This window comes from Nonomuraea mesophila, from assembly GCF_004352805.1.
Lineage (GTDB): Bacteria > Actinomycetota > Actinomycetes > Streptosporangiales > Streptosporangiaceae > Nonomuraea > Nonomuraea longispora.
Genome location: NZ_SMLD01000160.1, coordinates 1 through 21,776, shown reverse-complemented (window position 1 = coordinate 21,776; position 21,776 = coordinate 1). Strand labels below are relative to the sequence as shown.

At 69.8% G+C, this 21,776-nt stretch carries 24 protein-coding genes and 1 tRNA gene; 13 read left to right on the top strand and 12 right to left on the bottom strand.

The genetic code is table 11. The features are described 5' to 3' along the window. Positions 1-596: 596 nt before the first annotated feature. Positions 597-1,376, bottom strand: coding sequence for a Fic family protein (locus tag E1295_RS38435; RefSeq protein WP_132638576.1), 780 nt, complete (start codon positions 1,374-1,376; stop codon positions 597-599). A gap of 332 nt (positions 1,377-1,708) precedes the next feature. Between E1295_RS38435 and acs the strand changes: the two genes are divergently transcribed. The 4 genes from acs to E1295_RS38415 all read left to right on the top strand — a co-directional run bounded on the left by acs (position 1,709) and on the right by E1295_RS38415 (position 5,652). Further along, positions 1,709-3,682: an acetate--CoA ligase gene (acs, locus tag E1295_RS38430; RefSeq protein WP_132638574.1), complete on the top strand. Its 1,974-nt coding sequence runs from the start codon at positions 1,709-1,711 to the stop codon at positions 3,680-3,682. Positions 3,683-3,861: 179 nt separating this feature from the next. Continuing rightward, the gene (locus tag E1295_RS38425; protein ID WP_132638572.1) at positions 3,862-4,302 is read left to right on the top strand and encodes a phage holin family protein; all 441 of its coding nucleotides are present in this window, start codon (positions 3,862-3,864) and stop codon (positions 4,300-4,302) included. Then, positions 4,292-5,212, top strand: coding sequence for an alpha/beta fold hydrolase (locus tag E1295_RS38420; RefSeq protein WP_132638570.1), 921 nt, complete (start codon positions 4,292-4,294; stop codon positions 5,210-5,212). Before E1295_RS38425 ends, E1295_RS38420 begins: the two co-directional genes overlap by 11 nt. Further along, a complete protein-coding gene (locus E1295_RS38415; RefSeq protein WP_132638568.1) occupies positions 5,209-5,652 on the top strand; it encodes a DUF309 domain-containing protein in 444 nt (147 codons plus the stop codon). Before E1295_RS38420 ends, E1295_RS38415 begins: the two co-directional genes overlap by 4 nt. Positions 5,653-5,656: 4 nt before the next feature. Here the strand turns inward: E1295_RS38415 and E1295_RS38410 are convergent, their stop codons facing one another. Next, positions 5,657-6,850, bottom strand: coding sequence for a MarP family serine protease (locus tag E1295_RS38410; RefSeq protein ID WP_132638566.1), 1,194 nt, complete (start codon positions 6,848-6,850; stop codon positions 5,657-5,659). A gap of 82 nt (positions 6,851-6,932) precedes the next feature. On the opposite strand from E1295_RS38410, the gene E1295_RS38405 reads away from it, so the two are divergent. Then, positions 6,933-7,445, top strand: a complete 513-nt coding sequence (locus E1295_RS38405; protein ID WP_132638564.1) for a HEAT repeat domain-containing protein — start codon at positions 6,933-6,935, stop codon at positions 7,443-7,445. 7 nt (positions 7,446-7,452) lie between these two features. Here E1295_RS38405 and E1295_RS38400 read toward each other — a convergent pair whose 3' ends face one another. Continuing rightward, positions 7,453-8,088 carry an NUDIX hydrolase gene (locus E1295_RS38400; RefSeq protein ID WP_132638562.1) on the bottom strand — a complete coding sequence of 212 codons (636 nt, stop codon included), beginning with the start codon at positions 8,086-8,088 and terminating at the stop codon, positions 7,453-7,455. A gap of 40 nt (positions 8,089-8,128) precedes the next feature. Then, positions 8,129-8,851 (bottom strand): endonuclease III, encoded by a 723-nt coding sequence (gene nth / locus E1295_RS38395; RefSeq protein WP_132638560.1) that lies wholly within the window; start codon positions 8,849-8,851, stop codon positions 8,129-8,131. Positions 8,852-9,076: 225 nt separating this feature from the next. Here nth and E1295_RS38390 point away from each other — a divergent pair, with 225 nt between their 5' ends. Continuing rightward, a complete protein-coding gene (locus E1295_RS38390; RefSeq protein ID WP_132335564.1) occupies positions 9,077-9,757 on the top strand; it encodes a Crp/Fnr family transcriptional regulator in 681 nt (226 codons plus the stop codon). Here E1295_RS38390 and E1295_RS38385 read toward each other — a convergent pair. From E1295_RS38385 to sp36, 4 genes are read right to left on the bottom strand one after another with little or no spacing between them, the layout of a single operon-like run. Continuing rightward, positions 9,739-10,530 carry an MBL fold metallo-hydrolase gene (locus E1295_RS38385; RefSeq protein WP_132638558.1) on the bottom strand — a complete coding sequence of 264 codons (792 nt, stop codon included), beginning with the start codon at positions 10,528-10,530 and terminating at the stop codon, positions 9,739-9,741. The genes E1295_RS38390 and E1295_RS38385 overlap by 19 nt on opposite strands. Beyond that, positions 10,527-11,324: an NUDIX hydrolase gene (locus E1295_RS38380; protein WP_132638582.1), complete on the bottom strand. Its 798-nt coding sequence runs from the start codon at positions 11,322-11,324 to the stop codon at positions 10,527-10,529. The genes E1295_RS38385 and E1295_RS38380 overlap by 4 nt, the downstream gene beginning before the upstream one ends. A 54-nt stretch (positions 11,325-11,378) precedes the next feature. Next, positions 11,379-11,837 carry a RidA family protein gene (locus E1295_RS38375; protein WP_132638556.1) on the bottom strand — a complete coding sequence of 153 codons (459 nt, stop codon included), beginning with the start codon at positions 11,835-11,837 and terminating at the stop codon, positions 11,379-11,381. Next, positions 11,834-11,989, bottom strand: a complete 156-nt coding sequence (sp36, locus tag E1295_RS49335; RefSeq protein ID WP_165959776.1) for a Sp36 family protein — start codon at positions 11,987-11,989, stop codon at positions 11,834-11,836. Before sp36 ends, E1295_RS38375 begins: the two co-directional genes overlap by 4 nt. A 119-nt stretch (positions 11,990-12,108) precedes the next feature. Here sp36 and bagA point away from each other — a divergent pair, with 119 nt between their 5' ends. Beyond that, on the top strand, positions 12,109-13,110 hold the full coding sequence (gene bagA / locus E1295_RS38370) for an ATPase BagA (protein WP_220449102.1): 1,002 nt from the start codon (positions 12,109-12,111) through the stop codon (positions 13,108-13,110). Continuing rightward, positions 13,107-14,234, top strand: coding sequence for an ATPase BagB (gene bagB / locus E1295_RS38365; RefSeq protein ID WP_132638554.1), 1,128 nt, complete (start codon positions 13,107-13,109; stop codon positions 14,232-14,234). The genes bagA and bagB overlap by 4 nt, the downstream gene beginning before the upstream one ends. A gap of 55 nt (positions 14,235-14,289) precedes the next feature. Here bagB and E1295_RS38360 read toward each other — a convergent pair whose 3' ends face one another. Next, positions 14,290-14,586 carry a WhiB family transcriptional regulator gene (locus E1295_RS38360; RefSeq protein ID WP_090771382.1) on the bottom strand — a complete coding sequence of 99 codons (297 nt, stop codon included), beginning with the start codon at positions 14,584-14,586 and terminating at the stop codon, positions 14,290-14,292. A 242-nt stretch (positions 14,587-14,828) separates the two neighbouring features. Here E1295_RS38360 and E1295_RS38355 point away from each other — a divergent pair, with 242 nt between their 5' ends. Next, the gene (locus tag E1295_RS38355; protein ID WP_132638552.1) at positions 14,829-17,096 is read left to right on the top strand and encodes a transglycosylase domain-containing protein; all 2,268 of its coding nucleotides are present in this window, start codon (positions 14,829-14,831) and stop codon (positions 17,094-17,096) included. Between the two features lie 434 nt (positions 17,097-17,530). On the opposite strand, the gene E1295_RS38350 is transcribed toward E1295_RS38355, so the two are convergent. Next, positions 17,531-17,989 (bottom strand): GatB/YqeY domain-containing protein, encoded by a 459-nt coding sequence (locus E1295_RS38350; protein ID WP_132638550.1) that lies wholly within the window; start codon positions 17,987-17,989, stop codon positions 17,531-17,533. Positions 17,990-18,078: 89 nt separating this feature from the next. On the opposite strand from E1295_RS38350, the gene E1295_RS38345 reads away from it, so the two are divergent. Next, the gene (locus tag E1295_RS38345) at positions 18,079-18,942 is read left to right on the top strand and encodes a metallophosphoesterase (RefSeq protein WP_132638578.1); all 864 of its coding nucleotides are present in this window, start codon (positions 18,079-18,081) and stop codon (positions 18,940-18,942) included. Between the two features lie 65 nt (positions 18,943-19,007). Continuing rightward, positions 19,008-19,081 (top strand) — tRNA-Pro (locus tag E1295_RS38340). A 102-nt stretch (positions 19,082-19,183) separates the two neighbouring features. Here E1295_RS38340 and E1295_RS51450 read toward each other — a convergent pair. Continuing rightward, a complete protein-coding gene (locus E1295_RS51450) occupies positions 19,184-19,492 on the bottom strand; it encodes a tyrosine-type recombinase/integrase (protein WP_246080860.1) in 309 nt (102 codons plus the stop codon). 29 nt (positions 19,493-19,521) lie between these two features. Between E1295_RS51450 and E1295_RS51445 the strand changes: the two genes are divergently transcribed. Together E1295_RS51445 and E1295_RS38330 are read left to right on the top strand one after the other, a co-directional pair. Beyond that, positions 19,522-19,905, top strand: coding sequence for a hypothetical protein (locus E1295_RS51445; RefSeq protein ID WP_246080858.1), 384 nt, complete (start codon positions 19,522-19,524; stop codon positions 19,903-19,905). A gap of 389 nt (positions 19,906-20,294) precedes the next feature. Next, complete coding sequence (locus E1295_RS38330) at positions 20,295-21,101, top strand: class I SAM-dependent methyltransferase (protein ID WP_132638548.1); 807 nt, start codon at positions 20,295-20,297, stop codon at positions 21,099-21,101. A 368-nt stretch (positions 21,102-21,469) separates the two neighbouring features. Here the strand turns inward: E1295_RS38330 and E1295_RS38325 are convergent. Then, positions 21,470-21,776 (bottom strand): GNAT family N-acetyltransferase (locus E1295_RS38325; RefSeq protein ID WP_132638546.1); only part of this gene is annotated, 307 nt, incomplete at its 5' end.

Sequence of the window (21,776 nt, the reverse complement as noted above, 5' to 3'; positions counted from 1 at the left end):
GGAGAGCGGGGGTCGCCTGACCGGTCCGGCTCCGGGGGGGTAGAGCCGGTCCCGTTTCAGAAGAAAGCTTTCATCACTTCACCAGCACCTGGCAAGACACTCGCAAACCCTTCGCGTGCACGGTCTCCCCAGTTTCTGGCGATACCACCGTATGCTGCCCGATCGACTCGAGTTTCGTCGAGGAGCAATCCTGCATTTTCGCCAAGTTTTTTCGCTACGCCATAACGATCACATAAAGACAATCACTCTGTGTGATCATCACGACTCGGTAACCGGACGGGCGCGCGACACCCGGGCCGCGCCCATGGCGGGGTAAAGGTCTTGGCCGGAGGGGTTCCCATCAGGGCGCATCCGTCGTAGAAAGGGGGTACGGACCACTTGTCCGGGTGCATCAGCCGGGTACCCACGTGCGAGCAGCCGCGGGAGGCGCGTCGTGACGGGCTTGACCCGCTCCGACGAATACAGGTGCATGCTTGGTAACCCGGTGTGATGCACCGGCGGCGGCGTCTCTTGACGGAGACGCCGTCAGCTATGTCGGGTTCCTCCCAAGCCCGCCCGAGCCCTGCAAGCCCGCCAAGCCCGCCAAGCGCAAGGCGTCACCCCCTCTGCATGGCCTCACAGATGGCCGTCGCCTCACGAGCCCCGAGGGTTACCGCGGAGGCACAGTGTTGTACCCACTGGCTCAAGCCCTCCGGCGTGCCTCTCAGGTACGCCCGCAGCCCCTCGCCGTACGGCAGCTCCAGCCACCCCACCTCGACGGCCACCAAGGACTTGGGGTCGAGCCCGTACTCGACCAGCGTCAGCCGTTCTGCCGCACGGGCCACGACCCCGTCGGCCGTGCCGAAGGGCCGCAACACGGCCAGCTCCGCGTGGACCACGGCGGCCAGCACGATCGCCGGCGCGTCCGACGGCCGTTGCAGCAGGCCGAGCAGGGCCTCCATGCGGCCGGCCGTCTCCTCGGCGCCGGGCGCCCGGCCGAGGCCCGACGGGTCGGGGACCGTGTCGAACGTACGCGGCCGACCGAGAGCGGCTTCGGACGCGAGGCCGGCGGCCGCCACGGTGTGCAGCCGCGCCAGCACCTGCCGGGGCGCCTTGCGCCAGGTCGGGCCCATGCGCCCCAGTTCCGCGGAGGCGCGCAACGCCCCTTGGACCGTGGGGTCGCGCACCTCGTCACGGCGCAGGGCGTCGAGGGAGACGTCCACGCCTTCGAGCGCGGCCGACGCACGCGCACCGCGCAGGGACGACTCCGCGGACACGGCGGGGCTGGCCCGGCGCAGGACGCGGTGGCGGTAGAGCCGGTCGACGGCCTCGCGGGCCTCGTCGACCGCCTCGGAGACGCCGGGGAACCGCGCGATGACGGTCAAGGGGTCACTCACGGAACCCGACCCTACCTGCGGGTAACGCCCGCGGCGCGGTGACCCAGCGTGCGCGCTGCCGGACGGTGCGGCGGCCGTACGGGGAGAAAACACACCGCCAGGGGGCCCATAAACCCCCAAACCACCCCCGCCGCAGCTCAGCAATCTCGTCGGGGCGTATTCTTCGGATTTCAGGATGACAACGTTTCAATAGCGTTTGTCATGCATGTTGATAAGCGGAAGTGTCCACGGAGCCGTACGGTACAGACCTGTCTAGACCTCTTGTGTACGGAGGTCGCAAGCTGGTGAAGTGGGACACGACCTATCCAATCTGGCCATAGAAGGAGCACGAGGTGGCCCCGGAGACCCCTGGTAACGAAACCCAGGCGCTGTCCAACCTGCTGCAGGAAAACCGCCGGTTCGCACCTCCGGCTGACCTGGCGGCGGCCGCGAACGTGACCGCTGCCGCATATGACGAGGCCGCCGCCGACCGCCTCGCCTTCTGGGAGGGCACCGCCGAGCGGCTGACCTGGGCCAAGAGGTGGGACAAGACGCTCGAATGGAACGCGCCGTTCGCCAAGTGGTTCGTCGGCGGCGAGCTCAACGTGGCCTACAACTGTGTCGACCGGCACGTCGAAGAGGGACGCGGCGACAGGGTCGCCTACCACTGGGAGGGCGAGCCCGAGGGCGACTCTCGCACCCTCACCTACAACGACCTCAAGGCCGAGGTCAGCAAGGCGGCCAACGCCCTGCACGAGCTCGGTGTGCGCAAGGGCGACCGGGTGGCCGTCTACATGCCGATGATCCCCGAGCTGCCGATCGCGATGCTGGCCTGCGCCCGCATCGGGGCCGTGCACTCGGTCGTGTTCGGCGGGTTCTCGGCCAGCGCGCTCAAGAGCCGCATCGACGACGCCGACGCCAAGCTCGTCATCACCGCCGACGGCGGCTACCGCCGCGGCAAGCCGAGCGCGCTCAAGCCGATCGTGGACGAGGCCGTCGCCCAGTGCCCGCAGGTCGAGAACGTCCTCGTCGTACGCCGCACCGGCCAGGACGTCGCCGTCACCGACAAGGACCTGTGGTGGCACGACGTGGTCGACCGCCAGAGCGACCAGCACACCGCCGAGGCCCACGGCGCCGAGGACCCGCTGTACATCCTCTACACCAGCGGCACCACGGGCCGGCCGAAGGGCATTCTGCACACCTCGGGCGGCTATCTGGCGCAGACCGCCTGGACGCACCACGCGGTCTTCGACCTCAAGCCCGAGACCGACATCTACTGGTGCACGGCCGACATCGGCTGGGTGACCGGCCACAGCTACATCGTGTACGGCCCCCTCGCCAACGGCGCCACCAGCGTCATCTACGAGGGCACTCCCGACACCCCGCACCGCGGCCGGTTCTGGGAAATCGTGCAGAAGTACAAGGTCACGCTCCTCTACACGGCGCCCACGGCGATCAGGACGTTCATGAAGTGGGGCGACGACATCCCCGCCAAGTTCGACATGTCCAGCCTGCGCGTCCTGGGCTCCGTCGGTGAGCCGATCAACCCCGAGGCGTACGTCTGGTACCGCGAGAACATCGGCCACAACCGCTGCCCCGTCGTCGACACCTGGTGGCAGACGGAGACCGGCGCCATCATGATCAGCCCGCTGCCCGGCGTGACCTCGGCCAAGCCGGGCGCCGCGATGCGCCCGCTGCCCGGCGTGGTCGCCGACGTGGTCGACGACCAGGGCAACAGCGTCCCCAACGGAGGCGGCGGCTTCCTCGTCGTACGCGAGCCGTGGCCGGCGATGCTCCGTACGATCTGGGGCGACGACCAGCGCTACATCGACACCTACTGGAGCCGTTTCGAGGGAATGTACTTCCCCGGCGACGGTGCCAAGAAGGACGAGGACGGCGACCTGTGGCTGCTCGGCCGCGTGGACGACGTCATGCTGGTCTCCGGCCACAACATCTCCACCACCGAGGTGGAAAGCGCGCTGGTCAGCCATCCGAAGGTGGCCGAGGCGGCCGTGGTGGGCGCGACCGACCCGGTGACCGGCCAGGCCATCGTGTCGTTCGTGATCCTGCGCGGCGCCGCGGAGGAGAACGCCGACATCGCGGCCGACCTGCGCAACCACGTGGCCAAGACGCTCGGCCCGATCGCCAAGCCGCGTCAGATCCTGGTCGTGCCCGAGCTGCCCAAGACCCGGTCCGGCAAGATCATGCGCCGTCTCCTGCGCGACGTGGCCGAGAACCGCAGCATCGGCGACGTCACCACGTTGGCCGACAGCACGGTGATGAACCTGATCCAGGAGCAGCTCCCCTCCGCGAAGTCGGAGGACTGACGGAGTAACGGCAGGGGCGCATGTTTCCAAGGCGGAAGCATGCGCCCCCTGCGTACGCCCAGGCGGCACAAGCGTTATCTTGGCTGATCGGGTAGTTCTGGGAGTGCAGGCGAGGCTCGCCCCCCAGCGCATCGCTGGACGATGTTGACACGGCCACCAGGCCTCGATAGGAGACGTTCATGCCGCAGACTCCCGAGGAAGAATCCCTGGGCTCGCTGATCGAAAGGGCGAGCGGTCACATCTCCGAGCTCGTCCGCTCGGAGATCCAGCTGGCCAAGGCGGAGTTCAGGTTCGACGCCAAGCGGGTCGGCACGGCGGGGGGCCTGTTCGCCGCCGCCGCTTTCATGGCTCACCTGTGCCTGATCCTCGCCTCCTTCACGATCGCGTACGTGCTGGCGCAGTGGTTGCCGCAGTGGGCGGCGTTCCTCATCGTGACCGTGTTCTACCTGCTGGTCGCGGGTCTGCTGGTGTTCATCGGGATCCGCCGGCTCAAGGGGCTGGCCGGGATGCGGCGCACCACCAGGTCCATCAAGGGCCTGAAGGAGATCGCCAACCCCGAGGACCAGACGCTGCCCGCGCTCAGGACTGATCGCGAGCCGGTGACCCGTGATGGCGCCTGACGAGTCGGTCGTACAGATCGAGGGGCCCTGGACGCACCGCTCGGTGCACGCGGGCGGCACGCGCTTCCACGTCGTGGAGGCGGGGCAGGGGCCTCTGGTGATGCTGCTGCACGGGTTCCCGCAGTTCTGGTGGACGTGGCGCCACCAGCTCGAGGCGCTGCCCGCCGCCGGATACCGGGCGGTCGCGGTCGATCTGCGCGGCTACGGCGGCAGCGACAAACCGCCGCGCGGCTACGACCTGCCGACGCTGGCGGCCGACGCGACGGGGCTGATCAGGGCACTCGGCGAGACCGGGGCGATCGTCGTGGGGCACGACTGGGGCGGGCTGCTGGCCTGGACCATGGCCGTGCTGGAGCCGAAGTGCGTACGCAGGCTCGTCACCGTCTCGGCCCCGCACCCGCTGCGGCTGCGCAGCGCGCTGGTGACCGACCCCTTCGGCCAGCTCAAGGCGAGCATCCAGGCGCTCGGTTTCCAGCTCCCGCTGCTGCCCGAGCACCTGCTCACCCGCCGTGACGGCAAGCGGGTCGGCCGTTACCTCGACGAGTGGTCGCGTCCCGGCTGGCCGGAGACGGAGACCGCGCGCACCTACCGGGAGGCGTTCCGCATCCCGACCGTGGCGCACTGCGCACTGGAATACCACCGCTGGTTCGGCCGCTCCCAGCTCCGCCCCGACGGCCGGCGCTACGCCGGCGTCATGCGCACCGGGATCGAGGCGCCCACGCTGCAGGTGCACGGGGCGCTCGACCCGCGGGTGCTCCCGCGTACGGCGCAGGGTTCGAGCCGTCACGTGGCGGCCCCCTACCGGTGGCGGCTGCTCGAAGGAGCGGGGCACTTCCCCCACGAGGAGATTCCCGACGTGTTCAACCAGGAGCTGCTCGGCTGGCTGGCCGACCCGGAGCCCGACCGATGAGAGACCGCGACCCCGAGGGCCGGCCGCGCAGCGCGAGGCCGCGCGACGCGTACGGCAGACCGCTCCCCTACGGTTCGTCCGGCATGCCGAGGGTGCCCGACGACTACGCGCCCACCACCGAGCAGGCGCTGGAGGACGGCCGCCGGTTCCTGCGCGACGGCCTGCCGTTCAACGCCCACGAGGTGTTCGAGGGCCGCTGGAAGTGCGCGCCGGAGGACGAGCGCGACCTGTGGCAGGGGCTCGCGCAGATCTGCGTCGGGCTCACGCATCTGCAGCGCGGCAACGGGCGGGGCGCGGTGACGCTGCTCGGCCGTGGCGCCGCCAAGGCGCAGTCGTACGGCGGCGCCTATGACGCGGTCGGCAAGGCCGCCTCCAGCCTGAGCCAGGACAGCGACCCCGGCGAGGCCATCGCCCTGATCCTGGCCAGGCTGCCGGGCTGACGGGTCAGTCGCACTCCCGCGTGCTGGCGGGCACGGTGTCGTTGCGGCCCCTGGCGGCGTCGGGCGCGACCTCTTCGGCCGTCAGCACGTAGCCCGTCTCCTCCTCGTTGATCGCGGCGGCGAAGATCACGCCGTAGACGCGGCCCTCGGGCGTGAGCAGCGGCCCGCCGGAGTTGCCCGGCAGCACCTGGCCGCGGATCGCGTAGACCTTGCGCGTGACCGTCCTCTCGCGGTAGATGTCGGGGCCCTCGGCGTCGAGCTGGCCGCCGATCCTGGCCGACACGGCGGTGAAGCCCTGGCCCTTGGGGAATCCCGCCACGATGGCGTCGTCGCCGCGCCCGCCGTCGCCGTCGAAGGCGAGCTGCGGCAGTCTGAGCCCGGGGACGTAGAGGATGGCGATGTCGCGCCGCGGGTTGTAGCGCACGACCGTGGCCTTGTGCCGGGTGTTGGTGGAGTCGATGATCTGCAGGTCGCGCGTCACGCCGGCGACCACGTGGGCGTTGGTCATGATGCGGCCGGGCGCGTAGACGAAGCCGGTGCCCTCGATGTGCTTGTTGCAGCTCTGCGCGTTGCCCTGCACCTTGACGATCGACCTGCGCGCCTTTTCGAGACCGGCGGCGCCCTTCAGCACGCTCTGGTCGGGCGGCGGCACGTCGATGATCGTGCCGGCGCCGATGGCGTCGAAGACGGGCGGGAACTCCGAACGGTCGATGAACTTCTTGAACGGCGCCTGCCAGTTGCGCGCGGCCTGCGGGATGGCGTCGTCGACCGTGGTCAGCAGCGCGGAGTTCTTCACCTGGTCGACGAGCGGGGTGAACGCGGTGGAGACGATCAGCGAACCGATCAGCCAGGCGATGACCAGAACGGACAACGCGCTGGCGAACGTGCCGCCGACGGCGTCGGCCACCCTGGCGGGCTCCCACGTGACGTGGCTGCGCACGACGGCGCCGAGCGTCGACGAGGCGAACTGGCCGATGGTGGCGGCGAGGAAGACGATCACGATGGCGAGCAGCGCCTGCGGCGTGTCGCCGTCGACGACGGCCTTGGAGATCGGGGGCGCGACGAAGACGCCCAGCACGGCCCCGCCCACGAACCCCACGAAGCTCATCGCTCCGATGATGAACCCCTGCCGGTATCCCGAGATGCCGAAGGCGATCACGAGGCCGATCAGTATGAGGTCAAGCAGATCACCGCGCACGCTTCAAAGGTAGCCAGCGAGACGGTCAAATGTGCACGTGTTCGGCCAGGACGGTGTCACCCTGCTGACTATCTTGGGCGCTATGCCGCCGGCCGAGGTAACAGTGCGCGATCTCATCGAGGCAGCCCTGTACGACACCGACCCGGACGGCCCCCTGCGCTGGCACGTGATCTCCATGCTGCGCCAGCGCGGCGACCTGGAGTCGTTCATCGAGGCCCGCCGGTTGTGCGCCGCGGACACGGTCGCCGAGCGGCTGCTGGGCGTGGACATCATGGGCATGTTGCGGCCGTTCGTGGACCGGACGCTGCCGGTGCTGCGCTATCTGGCCGCCAGCGAGGACGACGCGATGGTGCTCTATTCGGTGCTGATCGCCTTCGGCCACCTGTCCGACCCGCGCTCACTCCCGTCCGTGATCGACCTGGCCCGCCATAGGGACGCCAGAGTAAGGTACGGGGCCGCGTACGCGCTGCAGCACGTGCTCGGCGATCCGCCGGACCACGCCGGTCTGGAGACGCTGCGTACGCTGACCACCGACAGCGACGCCGACGTGGCCGGCTGGGCCTCGCTCGGCGTGGCCCTGCGTACGGCGCCCTGAGCGGAAGCTAGTCGCGGGCCATCATCGGTGGCAGGTCCTCCACCCGCGCGGTGTCCCACGGCCGGTCGAGCCCCGCCTCGCGCAGCACGGAGTCGAGCACCATCGCGGTGAACCCCCACACGAGCATCCCCCGCACCCGGAACGCCGGCCCGGCCAGGCCACGCGGGTGGCGCAGCGTGACGCGGTTGCCGGGGTCGACCAGCTCGGCGATCGGCACCCGTTCGACGGAGGCGACCTCGTCGGGCGAGGCGGCGTGCACCGCGGACGGCCGGTGCCACCAGGCGATCACGGGCGTGACCCGGTTGTCGCTGAAGCTCAGGTAGAGCTCGGGCATCGTGCCCAGCACGTGGATGCCTGCGGGGTCGGCGCCGGTCTCCTCCTCGGCCTCGCGCAGCGCGGCCTCGACGGGCCCGGCGTCCTCGGGGTCGACGCCGCCGCCGGGGAAGGCGGGCTGGCCCGGGTGCCTGCGCCCGTTGTCGCTGCGCTGGATGAGCAGCACGTCGGGCCCGAGCGGGCCCTCGCCGAACAACATGAGCACCGCCGCCTCCCGCCCGCCCTTCACGGGGGGCCGCAGGCTGCTGGGCACCCGGCTCCGTTGAGCCCGCGCCGCCAGTGTGTCGAGCCAGTCGGGCACTTGTGTCACGCAGTCCTCCAACACGCGGGGGCCTCGATCACTTCCCGGGTCAGGAGAAGGGGCCGTTCCTGACCAGTTTCGCCGCCTCGGCGGCGGCCGTCGGGCCGGTGCCGTAGGAGGGGCAGAGCGCGGCCAGCGGGCAGACGCCGCACGCGGGGCGCCGGGCGTGGCAGATGCGGCGGCCGTGCCAGATCACCCGGTGGGAGAAGATCGTCCATTCGCGCTTGGGCAGCAGCTCGCCCACGATGTGCTCGATCTTGACCGGGTCGGTCTCGTCGGTCCAGCCGAAGCGGCGCACCAGCCGCTGGAAGTGGGTGTCGACGGTGAGCCCCGGCACGCCGAACGCGTTGCCCAGCACCACGTTGGCCGTCTTGCGGCCCACGCCGGGCAGCTTGACGAGGTCTTGCAGCCGGCCGGGCACCTCGCCGCCGTGGCGCTCGCAGATCGCCTGGGCCATGCCGATGATGCTGTTGGTCTTGGCGCGGAAGAAGCCGGTCGAGCGGATGATCTCTTCCATCTCGGAACGGTCGGCGGCGGCGTAGTCCTCCACGGTCGGATATTTCGCGAACAGGATGGGGGTGACCATGTTGACCCGCTTGTCCGTGCACTGCGCGGACAGGATGGTCGCGACCAGCAACTCCAGCGGGTTGGTGAAGTCGAGCTCGCAATGGGCGTCGGGATAGGTCTCCGCGAGGATGCGGTTCATCTTGCGCGCCCGCCGCACTCGTGCGAGCTGGGTCTCCGGCTTGCGCCCCGCCGCGTTCGTGGCCATGTCGCAAGAGTAGAAGCTCCGGGGAACGGTCGGACCCGCGACCGCCACCTTGCCGGCCCCAGTTGACGACCTGCTGTCGGAACCCCACCTGCGCGTCGGGTAACTTTCCTCCCGGATTCCGGTAAACCCGATCAACGCGGGCAAGCCCGGAACACCCCGGCATTCCCATAACCTGTGTGTGCCGCCCGAAGTGGGGTGCGTCACAATGGCAGCAGAGGAGGCAGTGTGAACACCGAAGATGTGCTGGGCAAGGCCCCCCTGTTCGCCGCGCTGGACCGCGAGAGCGCCGCGGCGCTGCGCACCAGCATCACCGAGGTCCAGTTGCCCAAAGGGCAGACGCTCTTCCACGAGAACGAGACGGGCGACCGGCTCTACGTCGTGCTGGACGGCAAGATAAAGCTGTCCCGCACGTCCCCGGACGGCCGGGAAAACCTGCTCAGCGTGCTGGGGCCGAGCGAGATGTTCGGTGAGCTGTCACTGTTCGACCCGAGGCCGCGCACCGCCACGGCGACCGCGCTGACCGAGGTCCGCCTGGCCGGGCTCGGCCACGACGACCTGCGGCCCTGGCTGACCGGCCGGCCCGAGGTCGCCCTGCACCTGCTGCGTGCGCTCGCCCAGCGGCTGCGCCGCACCAACGACGTGCTGGCCGACCTGGTGTTCACCGACGTGCCCGGCCGGGTCGCCAAGCAGCTGCTCGACCTGGCCGAGCGGTTCGGCATCAAGACCGACGACGGCGTCAGGGTGCACCACGACCTGACCCAGGAAGAGCTGGCCCAGCTCGTCGGCGCCTCCCGTGAGACGGTCAACAAGGCGCTGGCCGACTTCGCCCAGCGCGGCTGGCTGCGCATCGAGGCCAAGGCCGTGGTCATCCTCGATCTCGACCGGCTCTACAACCGGTCGAGATAGTCCAGCTGGGCCAGCACCGACATCTCCGCCGCCGGCCAGAGCGACCGGTCGACGTCCGCGTACACGATCTTGACGATCTGGCGTGCCGTGCGCGCACCCTGCTCGCGCGCCGCCCTGATCTGGTCGAGGCGCTCGCGCCGGTGCGCGATATAGCCGTCGAGCGCGCCGATCGGGTCGGGCAGCACCGGCCCGTGGCCGGGCAGCAGCGCCCGCGCCTCCAGGCTCTCCGCCGCCGCCCGCAGCCGGTCGAGGCTGCGCAGATAGTCGGCCAGTCCGCCGTCGCGGGCGATGATCGTGGTGCCCCTGCCGAGCACCGTGTCGCCGGTCAGCATCGCCCTGTCGGCCGGCAACCAGAAACACAGCGAGTCGAACGAGTGGCCTGGCGTGCCGTACACCTGGATCTCCAGCCCCGCCACCGTCACCACGTCGCCGTCGGCGAGGCCCTCGTCGCCCAGCCGGTGGCGCGGGTCGAGGGCGCGCACGGGCGCGTTCACCATCCGGGCGAAGCTCCTGGCTCCGCCGCTGTGGTCGAAATGGCCGTGGGTGAGCAGGATCTCGGTGACGCGGCGCTCGCCTAGATGGTCGTGCACGCGCTGAAGGTGCGACTCGTCCTCGGGCCCCGGGTCGACGACCACCACCTCGTCGCCCGTGCCGATCACCCACGTGTTGGTGCCGTCGAGCGTCATGACGGAGGGGTTGGGGGCGAGCAGGTTCTCCGCGTGGTCCGTACGGGACCCGTCGGGTGTGCCGATCGGGATGTGCAGGCCGCTCACGGGGCCACCACCAGCCGCAGCTCGCCCTCGATCTCGACCGCCCTGGGCATGATGCGCACGATCTCCCTGGAGGTCGCCAGGACGTCGCCCACGCTGCCGCAGGCCGACAGTTCGGTGAGCGTACGGTGGGTGGGCGGCATGAGGAAGATCTCCCCCTTGCGCGCCCGCTCGACCGCCTCGGCCGGACGCTGCCACACGACCCGGTCGGCCTCCCCGCCCACGTCACGGGTGCGCTGGCCCTCGGGGAGCAGGGCGGCGAAGAAGCGGGTGTCGAAGCGTCTCTGTTCGATCTCCGGCGTGATCCAGTGCGCCCACGGTTTGAGCAGGTCGGAGCGGAGCACCAGGCCGCGCCTGGCGAGGAAGTCGGCGAAGGCCAGGCTCTTGTCGATCAGGGCGAGCCGGTCGGCCTCCCAGTCGTCGCCGGTCGTGTCGGCGACCACGGAGCCAGGCCCCGGCCCCGCCAGCAGCACGCCGGACTCCTCGAACGTCTCGCGTACGGCCGCGCACACCAGCGCCCGCGCCAGCCGCTCGCTCGCGTTGAACACCGCGCCCCACTCCGCCGGCGAGGGCCCGGCCCAGGCGACCGTCTGGTCGGCGTCGCGCTCGTCCACGGAGCCGCCGGGGAAGACGTACGCGCCCGCCGCGAAGGCCATCGTGGACTTGCGCCGGAGCAGGTAGACCTCGGGGCCCTCGCGCAGCAGCACCACGGTGGCGGCGTCCCGCGCGGGCACCGGCTCGACCCGTCCGGCGAGTACGTCCCGCGCCCGCGCGGCGAGCTCGGCTGGAAGCGGAATTCCGGTCACCTGACCTCCTTAGAACATCACTCGGTCATGGTGACATATCCGGTTTCAGGCCACTTCGGCGATCAGCTCCACCTCCACGGGGGCGTCCAGCGGCAGCGCCGCCACGCCCACCGCGCTGCGGGCGTGCTTGCCCTGCTCCCCGAAGACCTCGGCGAGCAGGTCGCTCGCGCCGTTGGCCACCTGCGGCTGCGCGGTGAAGTCGGGCGCGCTGGCCACGAACACCACGGCCTTGACGATCCGCCGCACCCTGGACAGCTCGCCCAGCTCGGCCTTGAGCGCCGCGACGGCGTTGAGCGCGCAGATGCGGGCCTGCGCCTGCCCCTCCTCGACGCCGAGGTCGACGCCGAGCTTGCCGGTCTGGTGCAGCTTGCCCTCCACCATCGGCACCTGGCCCGAGGTGTAGACCAGGTCGCCGGTGCGCACGGTCGCCACGTAGGAGGCCACGGGGGCGACGGGCGGCGGCAGCGTCAGGCCCAGCTCTTCGAGCTTCTGCTCAGGGGTCACTGCTTCTCCCGCTTGAAGTAGGCGACGAGCTGCTCGGGCGTGGCCCCCTGAAGGATCTGGACCAGCTCCCAGCCGTCGGCGCCGAAGTTGTCGAGGATCATCTTGGTGTTGTGGATCAACACCGGGGCCGTGAGATATTCCCATTTCTTCATGGCTGTCAGCGTCTCACAAGAACCATCGTCATCAGCTTCCACCGGCGCGGCGCCAGTGTGAGCAATCTCAAAGGGTGGTCGTCGGCTTTCGACAAGTGACCGTTCGGTAGCCTCGAAACGTGGACTCTCCGGACACGGACTGGGCCGGCGTGCGGCTGCACGTGGTCACCGGCAAGGGCGGCACCGGCAAGACGACCGTGGCCGCCTCGCTCGCCCTCGCACTCGCCTCCGGCGGCCGAAAGGTGCTGCTCGTGGAGGTGGAGGGCCGCCAGGGCATCGCGCAGATCTTCGATCTGCCGCCGCTGCCGTACGAAGAGCGCAAGATCGCGGTGGCGCCCTCGGGCGGCGACGTGTTCGCCCTGGCCATCGACCCGGAAGCGGCCATGCTCGAGTACATGGAGATGTTCTACGGGATGCGCAGCGCGGGCCGGGCGCTGACCAAGATGGGCATCGTCGACTTCGCCACCACCGTGGCGCCGGGGTTCCGCGACGTGCTCGTCACGGGCAAGACCACCGAGGCCGTACGCCGGCGCAACAGGAACGGCCGCCGCGTCTACGACGCCGTCGTCCTCGACGCCCCGCCGACCGGCCGCATCGCACGCTTTCTCAACGTCACCCAGGAAGTGGCGGGCCTGGCCAAGGTCGGGCCCATCAAGAACCACTCCGAGCTGGTCAACAACGTGGTGAAGTCACCCGAGACCGCCGTGCACTTCGTGACGCTGCTGGAGGAGATGCCGGTCCAGGAGACTCTGGACGGCATCGCCGAGCTGCGCGCCGCCGGCCTTCCCCCAGGCGGCATCTTCGTCAACATGGTCCGCGAGTCGCTGCTGCCCCAGGCCGCTCTTGACACGGCTGTCAAGGGCCGTTTCGACGCCGGGGAGCTCGTACTCGGGCTCAAGGCCGCGGGCGTGGCCGACGGCGCCGAGGCCACGGCGATGGCCGAGGCGCTGGCCGAGGAGGTCGTCGAGCACGCCCACCGCACCGAGCTGGAGAAGGCCGAGCGCGAGACGCTGGGCGGGGCGGGGCTGACGAGCTACGAGCTGCCGCTGCTGGCCGACGGCGTCGACCTGGCTGGTCTGTACGAACTCGCAGAGAGCATGCGCACCCAGGGAGCAGCGTGAAGAAGCCCGCCACCCTCGACGTCGACGCGATCCTCGACGACCAGGGCACCCGCATCATCGTCTGCTGCGGCGCAGGAGGCGTGGGCAAGACCACGACCGCGGCGGCGCTCGGGCTGCGCGCCGCCGAGCGCGGCAGGTGCGTGGTGGTGCTGACCGTCGACCCGGCGAGGCGCCTCGCGCAGTCGATGGGCCTGACCGAGCTCGACAACACGCCGCGCCTGGTCAGCTCACCTGAGGGCGGCGGGCAGTTGTTCGCCATGATGCTCGACATGAAGCGCACGTTCGACGAGATCATCGAGGCGCACGCCGACCCCGAGCGGGCCAGGCAGATCCTGTCGAACCCCTTCTACCAGTCGCTTTCGTCCAGTTTCTCCGGCACCCAGGAATACATGGCCATGGAGAAGCTGGGCCAGCTCCGCCGCTCCGACGAGTGGGACCTGATCATCGTCGACACGCCGCCCTCGCGCAACGCCCTCGACTTCCTCGACGCTCCCGAGCGGCTCGGGCGCTTCCTCGACGGCAGGTTCATCAGGCTGCTGACCGCTCCGGCCAAGGCCGGAGGGCGCAGCGCGTTCCGCCTGCTCAACGCGGGGTTCGGGTTGATGGCGGGCGCGATGACCAAACTGCTCGGCGCTCAGGTGATCAAGGATCTGCAGACGTTCGTGTCCGCGCTCGACGCCGTGTTCGGCGGGTTCAGGCAGCGGGCCGAGATGACGTACCGGCTGCTGCAGGCCCCAGGCACGGCCTTCCTCGTGGTGGCCGCGCCCGAGCGTGACGCGATGCGCGAGGCGTCCTACTTCGTCGAACGCCTGGCCGAGGAGCGCATGCCCCTGGCCGGCCTCGTCGTCAACCGCGTGCACGTGTCGCCCGCTCCGGCACTCTCGGCCGCCCGCAGCGCGGCGGCCGCGGAGGACCTGGAGTCGAAGGGCGAGCACGAGCTGACCGCCGCCGTGCTGCGGCTGCACGCCGGGCGGATGCAGCTCACCGCTCGCGAGAGCCGCGAGCAGGAGCACTTCTCCTCGGCCCACCCCACGGTGCCCGTGGTGCAGGTCCGCGCCATGTCCGAGGATGTCCACGATCTCACAGGTCTGCGGCAGATCGGTGACCTGCTGGCGACCGCCTGACATAGAGAAAGTACGGCCGGCGGACGGCGCCGGCCGTACTCGCTCGTGGGCCTGATCAGCCCGCGATCAGCTCGTTGGTTCGTTCGTACTCTTCCTTGGCCGACTCGAGCAAGTCGCGCCACGAGTCGACGTCAGGACGCCGTCGAAGCAGTGCACGCCGTTCCCGTTCTGTCATGCCGCCCCACACCCCGAACTCGATGCGGTTGTCCAGCGCATCGGCGAGGCACTCCGTGCGGACCGGGCAACCCCGGCAGATGAGCTTCGCCCTGTTCTGCGCGGCGCCCTGCACGAACAGGGCATCCGGATCCGCACCCTTACAGGCGGCACGGGAGGTCCAATCCGTGATCCACATTTTTCGACCCCACTCCCCTTAGGTGGTCAGTCGTCATTTGGGGCCGACGGGCGCGGGCGCCGAGCCTCCGTATTCAGTTGCCGCAGGGAGAACGTACGCAACGAGACGTTCGGGCCGACAGACCCCAGAGGACCAATTTCTCAGGGCAGTCTTGACCGGGAATGACTAGTCACCCCCATCAGTCAAGGCGAAATGGTGTGCCGATACCGGTTCGGTCACCGTTTCGACGTACGCTAGGTAGCGTGCAAGCTCGCGGCAAAGATCGCTCCAACCCCGTCCTCAACGTCCTGCGACTGATCATCGCCGGATCAGCGGCCGGGGTGCTCGCGGCCGCGGTGGCCCTGCCGGCGGTCGGCGGAGCCGGAATGTCCACGAAGAGCGCCGTCGAAGGGCTCAACCTCAAGCCCGAGAACCTCGACGAGCCCCCTCTGCCCGAGCGCACCGAGCTGCTCGATGCCGACGGCAAGAAGATCGCCCAGTTCTACTTCGAGAACCGCCAGTCCGTGGCCCTCGACAAGGTCGCGCCGATCATGCGTACGGCGCTCATCTCGATCGAGGACTTCCGTTTCTACCAGCACGGACCGATCGATGTGGAAGGAACGGCGAGAGCGCTGCTGAAGAATTTCACCAGCGGCGGCGTGACGCAGGGTGGTTCCTCCATCACCCAGCAGTACGTCAAGCAGGTTCTGGTCAACAAGGCGGAGACGCCTGAGGAATACCAGGCGGCGATCGCGCCCACCGTCTCGCGCAAGCTGACCGAGCTGCGCTACGCCATGGCGGTCGAGAAGAAATACTCCAAGGACCAGATCCTCGAGAAATATCTGAACATCGCCTACTTCGGCGCGGGCGCCCACGGCATCCAGGCCGCGGCCAAGCGCTTCTTCGACAAGCCCGCATCCAAGCTCGACCTCGCCGAGGCCGCCACGCTGGCCGGCGCCGTGCAGAACCCCGCGCGCACCGACCCCAACGTCGGCTCCGACTCCCGCAAGCGGCTGCTCGATCGGCGCAACGTGGTGCTCGACCGGATGGCCGCGATCGGCAAGATCACGCCGAAGGAGGCGGCCGAGGCCAAGAAGGAGAAGCTGGGCTACAAGGACGTCAAGATGTCCGGCGGCTGCGAGTCCAGCAAATATCCGTACTTCTGCCTCTACGTCCAGTACGAGATCCTCAACAACCCAGACTTCGGCAAGAACCAGGACGAGCGCCGCAAGCTGCTCCAGCGCGGCGGCATGCAGATCAAGACCACGCTCGACCCCAAGATGCAGGCCGCCGCCGAGAAGGCCATCAAGAAGTACGTCAGCTCCAAGGACAAGCCGGTGGCCTCGCAGGCGATGATCGTCCCCGGCACCGGCGAGATCAAGGCCATGGCCGCCTCCCGCAAGTTCGGCGGGAGCAAGAAGAAGAACGAGATGAGCTACAACATCGTGGCCGACGCGGCGCACGGTGGCGGGCGCGGCTTCCAGCAGGGCTCGACGGCCAAGGTCTACACGCTGGCCGCCGCCCTGGAAGAGGGCATGAAGTACGGCGACGGCTTCCCCTCGCCCTCCGGCTACAAGGCCAGCGGCTACAGCTCGTTCAAGAACTGCGACGGCAAGAACGTCGGCGACCCGAGCCACACCGTACGCAACTCCAGCGAGGGCGGCGGCGGCTTCAAGACCCTGCAGACGGGCACGTGGGGGTCGGTCAACACCTTCTTCGTCAAGCTCTCGCAGGAGGTCGGCCTCTGCAAGGTCGTCAAGATGGCCAAGCGCCTCGGGGTCAAGCGGGCCGACGGAGGGAAGCTGTCCGAGGTCGAGACGTTCACGCTGGGGGTCAACGAGGTCGACCCGGTGACGATCGCCAACTCCTACGCGGTGTTCGCGGCGCGCGGGAAATACTGCAAGCCGCTGGCCATCACCGAGATCAAAGACCGCAACGGCGTGGCGAAGCAGTACAAACCGAAGTGCAACCAGGCCCTGGACGAAGACGTCGCCGACGCGGTCAACGGCATCCTCGAAGGCGTCTTCACCAAAGGCACGATGAGCGGCGTGGGCGGCATCGGCAGGGACGCGGCCGGCAAGACCGGCACGACCGACAACTACATGTCGGCGTGGTTCGCCGGTTACACGCCCAACCTGGCCTCCGCCGTCAGCCTCGGCGACCCGCGCGGCACCTCGGCGCACAAGCTGATCGGCATCACGATCGGGGGCACGTACTACCCGTACGTGTACGGGTCGTCCATCTCGGGGCGGATCTGGAAGGACTCCATGATCTCGGCCCTGAAGGGGGTCGAGCCGCGGAACTTCTCGTCGGTCGACAAATCCCGATTTGTCGGGTGCACCGACAACTGCGCGCCCAAGCCCAAGAAGAAGCGCGACGACCGGCGAGGCGACAGGGGGCCGTTCGACGACCTCTTCGACCGGGGCGGCGACGACTGGCCGGGCAACGGCGACAGGCCCGCTTTTCAGGGACGCGGCGACGACGGGCGCCCCGGCCCCGGCGGCGGATGGCGCGGCAACGGCCGCGGCTGAACCGCGTACGGACGCGCGGGGTCGAGAGCACGCGGCTCTCCGACCGTCACATGCCGCGAGGGGTTGAGGACGCGCGACTTGCAGACCGTCACTTGCCGCGCGGGGTTGAGGGCGCGCGGCTCTCAGACCCTCACTGCGCCGGGCTGAGGCCTCCGCCCCACTTGAGGGGAGGCCCCGGCCCTGACAGCCGCGCCAGACGGCCACAGAGGGCGACTCAAGGCGCTGTACGCCCGATTTGACCGGCCGAATCACGCCAAGCACCGGATTGCGGCCCTCACGCCCCCTGCCCCGGACCGTGCCGCCCGTACGGGACCCACCCCTGCGGGACTACCCACCCGCCGGTTTCGCCCGCACCGCAGCCACGACCCACCCCCGGCAGGACTACCTACCCGCCGGCGTCATTCGGACCGCGGCCGCGACCCACCCTTGCGGAGCTACTTGCCCGCCAGCTTCGCCCGCACCGCGGCCGCGACCCGTCCGCCCTCGGCCCGCCCGGCGACCTTGGGATTGACGGCCTTCATGACCTGCCCCATCGCCTGCGGCCCCGACGCGCCCGTCTCGGCGATCGCGGCGTCGACCAGCGTCGCCAGCTCGTCGTCCGAGAGCTGAGCCGGCAGATATTCCTCCAGCACCGCCTGCTCGTCGAGCTCCGCCTGCGCCTGCTCGGACCGCCCCGCGTTACGGAACGCCTCCGCCGCCTCCCGCCGCTTCTTGGCCTCCTTGGTCAGCACCTTGACGATCTCGTCATCGGTCAGCTCCCTGGACTCCTTGCCGGAGACCTCCTCGACGTTCACCGCCGCCAGGGCCATACGAATGGTCCGGAGGCGTACTTCGTCCCGGCCCTTCAGCGAAGCCGTCAGATCGGCCTTCAGCTTGTCTTTCAATGCGCTCATGCGCACCATCTTGCCGCCTGCGCGAACGCCCCGCGCCGGTTGTCAGGCATCATGAATGGGTGAGGAAAGCCGTCGCAGTGCCACTGTCCATGCTCGGTCTCGGCCTGGCCGGACTGGGTTACGCCTCCGTGGTGGAGCGCAACTCGTTCCGCCTGCGCCGTTTCGACGTGCCCGTGCTGGAGCGCGGCCATCGTCCCGTGCGCATCCTCCACCTGTCCGACCTGCACCTGACGCCTCGGCGTTCGATGCTCATCAAGTGGGTGCGCTCCCTGGGCGCCCTGGAGCCCGACCTGGTCGTCAACACCGGCGACTCGATCGCGCACCCGGAAGCCGTCCCAGCCCTCCTGCACGCCCTCGAGCCCCTGCTGTCCCGCCCGGGCCTGTTCGTCTACGGCTCCAACGACCTCTACGCCCCCCAGCCGAAGAACCCGGCCCGCTACCTGTGGCGCACGTCCAGGAACGAACGCCGCCAGAACGTCCCCAACCTGCCGTGGGAAGAGCTGGGCGCCGGCATGACGTCCGAGGGCTGGCTCGACATGAACAACACCACGGCCCGCGTCAAGGTGGGCGACCTCGACGTGGCCGTGGCGGGCATCCACGACTCCCACATCTCCCGCGACCGCTACGACCTCGTGGCCGGCCCCGCACCCGCGGACGCCGACCTGCGGCTGGGCGTCATGCACTCCCCCGAGCCGAGCAACATGACCCGCTTCGCCGACGACGGCTACCAACTCCTGCTGGCCGGCCACACCCATGGAGGCCAGCTCTGCATCCCGTTCTACGGCGCCCTGGTCACCAACTGCGGCATCGACCGGGCCAGGGTGAAGGGGCTCAGCCGCCACGATTCCGCCTGGCTGCACGTGTCCGCGGGCCTCGGCACCTCGCCGTACGCACCGGCCCGGTTCGCCTGTTTCCCTGAGGCCAGCCTGCTGACTCTGGTGCCCCGGCGATAAAGGCGGTCACAACCACCTTGGGAGTCCGCTAGAATTTTCCAAGCACGTGCACGACGGCGTGCGACCGGGGTGTAGCGCAGCTTGGCAGCGCGCTTCGTTCGGGACGAAGAGGTCGTGGGTTCAAATCCCGCCACCCCGACAGAGTTTCGCCAGGTAGAGGGCTTGATCCGTTAAGCGGGCCGAGCCCTTTTCCATGTCTGGAAGTCGATGGGAGCCACTCGGGGAGCCACCTCACTCGGACTCAACCCGTCGGCTTGTCGCCGAAGAATGTGTTCATGGTGTGGGCCCCCTTGGTGATCACCGGCTTGCGCTGGTGCCGGTAGACCGCCTCTGTGAGGCTGGTGCCTGCGTGCCCGACGAGATCGGCGATGGTCTCGATGGGTACGCGCTGGTCACTCATGATGGAGACGAACGAGTGACGCAGCTCGCGGGGTGTCCAGTCGTTCCGATCCCCGCGTTCTTGGTGATCTGCCGGAACGCCCGCCGTACGTTCGCCGCGTCCAGCAGAGTGCCGACGCTCGTGCAGAACACCAGGTTGTGTTCTTGCCACAGCCCGCCCACCTTGAGCTTCTGAGCGGCTTGGCGAGCGTGATGGTGCCGGAGTGCTTCGGCGGCGCCTCGCTGTGGCCGGAGGCGCTGTCGGCGGCGCCCGCTGCCGCTGCGGCGCTGCTGGCTGCCGGCACCGTGATCACCCTGGTCGCGGTGCGCCGCGGGCTGCCGGTCGTCGCCGCGGCCGGGACGGCGCTGGCGCCGGGGTCCCGCGCCATGGTCGGCCACACCAGGGTGTACGGGCCGGGCTGGCTGGTGCTCGCCGCCGATCTGCTGCACGTGGCCACCGCGGCGCTGTGGGTCGGCGATCACCCGTACCGAGAAAGGAACGTTCACCTCGGCGATCGCGACCAGCACCATCAGCTCGTCACCTGGCCGCCCCGCGGCCACGGCGACCACTGGGACGAGCATTAAGCGCCTTTCACAGCACCCGATGCGCGAGCGCCCCCCGCCTGCGCTCCTGGGCGGTTCACCGCCGCGTCGGCGGTGGCCAGGTCGTCGGAGTCGCAGGCGGGGTGCGATCCACGCCCACCAGCGGTTCGACGCCATCCACGCCTCACCCACCGTCGAACACCTTCACGCACCCGGCTGAGTGAGGCGCCCCGCCCCGACGTCCACGCGTCAGCACACCCATCAGGTAGTCAAGCGGCCGGCACGGGGTTGCGGCAGGCGGTCAACGGAGTAAGCTCCGGGTGCCGCACTTGCGGCAACGGTTTTCATTTCGCTTGTTGTGATGGCGGCCCTCAAGACGGAGGCCATCGCACGACCTGCTGCCCGGGGCCGAGACCTATGGAGGATGTCCGATGAAGCCGGATGAGATCGGGGCGATCTTCGACGCGACCGCGGAGGAGTTCGTCCTGCTGGCTCCGCACCTGTGGGATCCGATCGGCGCCGCCACCGTCCGCACAGCGGACGTGCGGCCGGGCGAACGAGTGCTGGACGTGTGCTGCGGCGCGGGGGCCTCGGCCCTGCCCGCCGCGGCGGCGGCGGGGCCGGCGGGCGCCGTCGACGCCATCGACCTGGCCGAGTCGCTGCTCGCTCACGGCCGGCGCCGGGCCGACGCCCAGGGGCTGGCCAATCTGCGATTCATCCGCGCCGACGCCACCACCTGGGAGCCGGACGTCCGTTACGACGCGGCCATCTGCGTTCACGGCGTCTTCTTCCTCCCCGACATGGACGCGACGGTCAAGCGGCTCATCGGCCTGGTACGCCCGGGAGGTCGCTTCGCCGTCACCACCTGGGCCAAGGGAGCGCTGGAACAGTACGGCCGCGCGTTGCAGACCGTGATCGAGAAAGTGCGCGGCGCCGCCGTGGAGTCGCCGTCCAGCCGGGACTCTGTCACCAGAATCGACACCGACGAGGGCCTGGCCGGCTGGCTGACCGGCCTCGGGCTGGCGGATGCGCGGGTCACCAGGGCACCCCTGGCCGTGCCGCTGACCTCCGAGCTCGCCTGGCTGCTCGTCACGGGCAGCGGGTTCCGCGGCATGCTCGCCGGCCTGGACGCCGACGCGGTGTCGAGGGTCCGGGACGACCTTTTCGCGAGCCTTGAGCGCGAAGGGCTCGACCAGGTGGACGCTTCCGTGCTGATAGGCATCGGCCATCAACCCTGACAAGCACCCAGCGGCCGATCCACTGGACCGTCACCATCCGGGGCTTCTCCTGCAAAAGCCCTGAGGACAGCACCCCCAGCTCCTTCCCCACGGCATCGCCACCACGAACCCCATTCCTCGCCGTACTGGGCGGCGCGTGTCGTCCTGAGTGCTGCGGCGAGGTCGGCGATCGCCGGCCGGAAGGCCGGCACGGGCGAGGGCCGGCACGGGCGAGGGCCGGCACGGGCGAGGGCCGGCACGGGCGAGGGCCGGCACGGGCGAGGGGCCGGCAGCAGCGGATCCATGTCCACGGCGACGACCTCGGTCGTGGGCCAAGTGCCGGGCCGACGGCGCCCTTCCCGGACCGCCCGCGCGCGTCCCGCGGTCTGTCAGCGCCTGGCCGGGAGGCGCAGCGGGATCTCGTAGTGGACGGTCGGGATACGGCCGGGGTCGCCGTCCCGGTCGTCGTGGACGACGTCGGCGACGGATTTCCAGAACGGCTCCGCGCCGTCGCTCCGGGTGTCGGTGTGCAGGTAGAGGCGTTCGTAGCCGGGGGTCGCCGACACGAAGTCGCGGGCCAGGCGGACCAGTGCCCGCGCCAGGCCGTTCCTGCGGTGCTCCCGTCGCACGTAGACGCGGAAGAGCTGGGCGGTGCTGTGGTCGGGGTAGCGTTCGGCGAGCCACGCGGGGTGGGGC